Genomic DNA, 3,833 nt, shown 5'->3' on the forward strand with positions numbered 1-3,833 from the left:
CTGCAGGTGTTGACCGCGACCGTGCTCGGCGGCATCTCGCTCGGCGGCGGGCGCGGCTCGGTCGCCAAGGCGCTGATGGGCACCGTTTTCGTGCTTGTCCTGTCGAACAGCCTGCTTGCGCTGGCCGTGCCCGGCCCGGTCAATTTCCTGATCCTCGGCATCGTGCTGCTCTTGTCGGTGCTTCTCGACGTACGCTGGGTGAAGAACCGCCACAAGATCCTGCGCAGCGTCTACATCTCGCCGACCTTCGCCAAGATGCCGCAGGCGATCTCGACCGCGCCCGGCGCGCCGATGGCGGTGAACGACCGGTTGAAGGACGTCGGCGTCATCGGCCTCGGCTTTCTCGACGGCGCGGAAGATGTGATCTTCGACCGGCAGGACCGCCTCTACACCGGCAGCCGCCAAGGCGATATCCTGCGCTTCCAGCCGCCGCACTACACCGACAGCGAAGTGTTCGCACATATTGGCGGCTCGCCGCTCGGCATGGCTTTCGACCGCGACGACAATCTCGTCATCTGCGTCGCCGGCATGGGCCTCTACCAGGTCTCGCCGGCCGGGGATGTAAAACTGCTGACCGCCGAGACCAACCGCTCACTGACCTCGGTGGTCGACGACTCCACCATGAAGCTCGCCGATGACTGCGACATCCTGCCGGACGGCCGCATCGTCTTCTCGGAAGCGACAGTGCGCTTCGAGATGCACGACTGGTATGCCGATGCGCTGGAAAGCCGCGGCAACGGACGCATCATCGTCCATGATCCCAAATCCGGTTCGACACGCACACTGCTGTCGAACCTCGTCTTCCCCAATGGCATCTGCACGGCCTTCGACGGCCAGTCGGTGCTGTTCGCCGAAAGCTGGGCCTGCCGCATCAGCCGCTACTATTTCGATGGCCCGAAGAAGGGCCAGGTCGAGCGCGTGATCGAGGGCTTGCCCGGCTATCCCGACAACATCAACCGCGCCTCCGACGGCACCTACTGGCTGGCCCTGATGGGCATGCGCACGCCGGCATTGGATCTCTCGCTTGAAATGCCGGGCTTCCGCCGCCGCATGGCGCGGCGCGTATCGGAAGATGCGTGGCTGATGCCCAATCTCAACACCGGCTGCGTGCTGCGCTTCGACGAGAACGGCCAGATCCTCGAAAGCCTGTGGGACCAGGCAGGCGAAAAGCATCCGATGATCACCTCGATGCGCGAGCACAAGGGCATCCTCTATCTCTGCGGCATCTTCAACAACCGCATGGGCACTTTGCCCCTGAAAGGCGTCGATCCCGACTGGTTCAGCTCGGATTCCTACTGGGGCAAAAAGTCATGAGCGGTTTGAACCAGCTTCTTGACCGCTTTCTCGGCCGTGGCGAGTGGGCCGTGACCGTGCCGACGCTCGACGGGCCGTTGCTGCCCAACCAGGGACTGGAGGAAGCCGAGCCATTCGCCGGCCTCGCCGAGGCCGACAATCTCGTGCGCACCGAAAAGGGCCTCCTGGCAAGCAGCGCCAACCGGCTGATGCGCTTTAGCGCCGACGGCCATGCCGAAACCTTGCAGGAATTTCCGGGCGAGATCACCGCACTCGCCCATGCCCGCGGCATGACCGCGATGGCCATCGACGGCAAGGGCGTCGTCATCCGCGGCGGCCTGCATGACGGGCGCGAGGCGACGGGCGAGGAGGCTCGCCGCCTCTCCTGCATCACCGCTCTCACCTTCCTCGACAGCAACACCTTGCTGGTGGCCAACGGCTCGGCCTCAGTGCCGGCGAGCGGTTGGCGTCGCGACCTGATGCAGAAGAGCGTATCCGGTTCGGTCTGGCGGCTCGATCTGAAAAACGGCCGGCTGGAGCTGATCAGGGATGGCTTGGCCTGGCCGGCCGGCATCGCCACCACCGGCTCCAACCGCATCTACGTCTCGGAGGCCTGGCGCCACCGCGTGCTGGCGATCGACCTTGCCACCAAGGCGACGCTGCCCGTGCTGGAGCATCTGCCGGCCTACCCCGCCCGCATCGCACCGGCCTTCAATGCCGGCTACTGGCTGACCTTCTATTCCGTGCGCAACCAGTTGGTGGAGTTCATCCTGCGCGAGGACACCTACCGCACCCGCATGCTGGCGGAAGTCCCCGAGGCCTACTGGATGGCGCCGTCGCTCGGGTCATGGCGCGACTATCGCGAGCCCATGCAAGGCAGCCAGTTGAAGCAGATGAACGTGCTGAAGCCATACGCGGTGACAAGGTCCTACGGGCTGGTGGTCCTTTGCGACCAGAACATGAAGCCGCTGTCGAGTTTCCATTCGCGCGCCGACGGCAAGGTGCACGGGACGCTGAGCGCCTGCGAGCTGGGCGATGACCTTCTGGTCGCCTCGCGCGGCGGATCGCGGATCGTGCGCGTGGCGAGCGCCGCCAGTGGCAAGCGAGGCTAAGCGATGTCGGACGCCAACATCATTGAACTCAGGGACGCCGCCAAGGCGTTCGCGCGCATTCCGGCCTTCAAGAATGTCAATTTCGACCTGCGCAAGGGCGAAATCCATGCGCTGCTCGGGGAAAACGGCGCCGGCAAGTCGACGCTGACCAAGGTCATGGCCGGTGTCTTCAAGCTGACCGAGGGCAAGATGACCTTCGACGGCAAGGATGTGTCCTTCGCCACGCCCGCCGAAGCGCTGCGCGCTGGCATCGCCATGGTGTTCCAGGAAACCAACCTGGTGCCGGCCATGACGGTGGCGCAGAATCTCTATCTCGGCGAAGAGAAGATGTTCAACCGGTTGCGCGGCCTCTACATTCAGGCGCGGCAGTTCCTCGCCGGCATGGGCTTCCAGGTCGACCCGTCCGCGCAGGTCAGCACGCTGGGCGCGGCGCACAAGCAGATGGTGGAGATCGCGCGCGCCGTCCACCACAAGGCCCGCGTCATCATCTTCGACGAGCCGACCGCGACGCTGACGCCCGAAGAGAAAAGCCACTTCTTCAAACTTTTGCAGCGGCTGGTGAAGGAGGGCATCGCCATCATCTTCATCACCCATGCGCTGGAAGAGGCGCTTGCCGTCGCCAACCGCATCACGGTCATGCGCGATGGTGAGATCGTCGCGTCCGGCGAAGCCAAGGGCTTCACCCGCGCTTCGATCGTGCAGGCCATGGTCGGCCGTACGCTGACCGAAACGCTGCATGGCGAGGTCAAGCGCACGGCGCGGCCCTATGGCGACAAGGTGCTTTCGGTCGAGAACCTGTCCTGCGCCGGCCTGGTGCGCAACTCTTCCTTCTCGGTGTTTTCGGGCCAGGTCACCGGCATGTTCGGCCTTGTCGGCGCCGGCCGCACCGAAATGGCCAAGGTCGTCGCCGGACTGTTGAAGCGCAACATCTTCCACGGCGGCGAGATCCGCCTGCTCGGCAAGTCGGTGCGTTACCGGGTGCCCAGGCCTGCGGTGCGCGACGGCATCGTCTATGTCACAGAGGATCGCAAGGTCGACGGCTTCTTCGAAACCATGACTGCGGGCGAGAACCTTCAAGTGGGTGAACTGACCGAGGGCGCCAATCCCGTCTCCATGGTGTCGCTGGCGCGGGCCAGGCAACTTGCCCGCGAATGGGGCGAACGTCTGAGCCTGCGGCAGACCAGCGACCGAGCCCGGATGATCGAGCTCTCCGGCGGTAACCAGCAAAAGGTCGTGATCGCCAAATCGCTGATCCAGAAGCCTAGGCTGGTGATCTTCGACGAGCCGACACGCGGTGTCGACGTCGGCGCCATCGTCGAGATCCACCAGCTCATCAGCGATCTCGCCGAGCAAGGCATGGCCGTCGTTGTCATCTCGTCCTATCTGCCTGAAATTCTCGCCGTTTCGGATCGCATTCTGGTGGTCAAG

3 protein-coding genes are annotated in these 3,833 nt (G+C 64.4%); all 3 read left to right on the forward strand.

Annotation, left to right across the window (positions count from 1 at the left end; translation table 11 throughout):
• On the forward strand, window positions 1–1,314 hold a 1,314-nt coding region (locus tag EOC06_RS27235), incomplete at its 5' end, for an SMP-30/gluconolactonase/LRE family protein (RefSeq protein ID WP_164898757.1).
• Window positions 1,311–2,405: a strictosidine synthase gene (locus tag EOC06_RS27240; RefSeq protein ID WP_128309233.1), complete on the forward strand. Its 1,095-nt coding sequence runs from the start codon at window positions 1,311–1,313 to the stop codon at window positions 2,403–2,405. The genes EOC06_RS27235 and EOC06_RS27240, both read left to right, overlap by 4 nt.
• Window positions 2,406–2,408: 3 nt before the next feature.
• Window positions 2,409–3,833: sugar ABC transporter ATP-binding protein (locus EOC06_RS27245; protein ID WP_245470115.1), on the forward strand; the 1,425-nt coding region annotated here is incomplete at its 3' end.

The organism is Mesorhizobium sp. M7A.F.Ca.MR.362.00.0.0, from assembly GCF_004023175.1.
GTDB lineage: Bacteria > Pseudomonadota > Alphaproteobacteria > Rhizobiales > Rhizobiaceae > Mesorhizobium.

Bases quoted from the DNA above. Each gene is read 5' to 3' on its own strand.
- EOC06_RS27240 (WP_128309233.1), top strand. From the start codon at position 1,311: ATGAGCGGTTTGAACCAGCTTCTTGACCGCTTTCTCGGCCGTGGCGAG.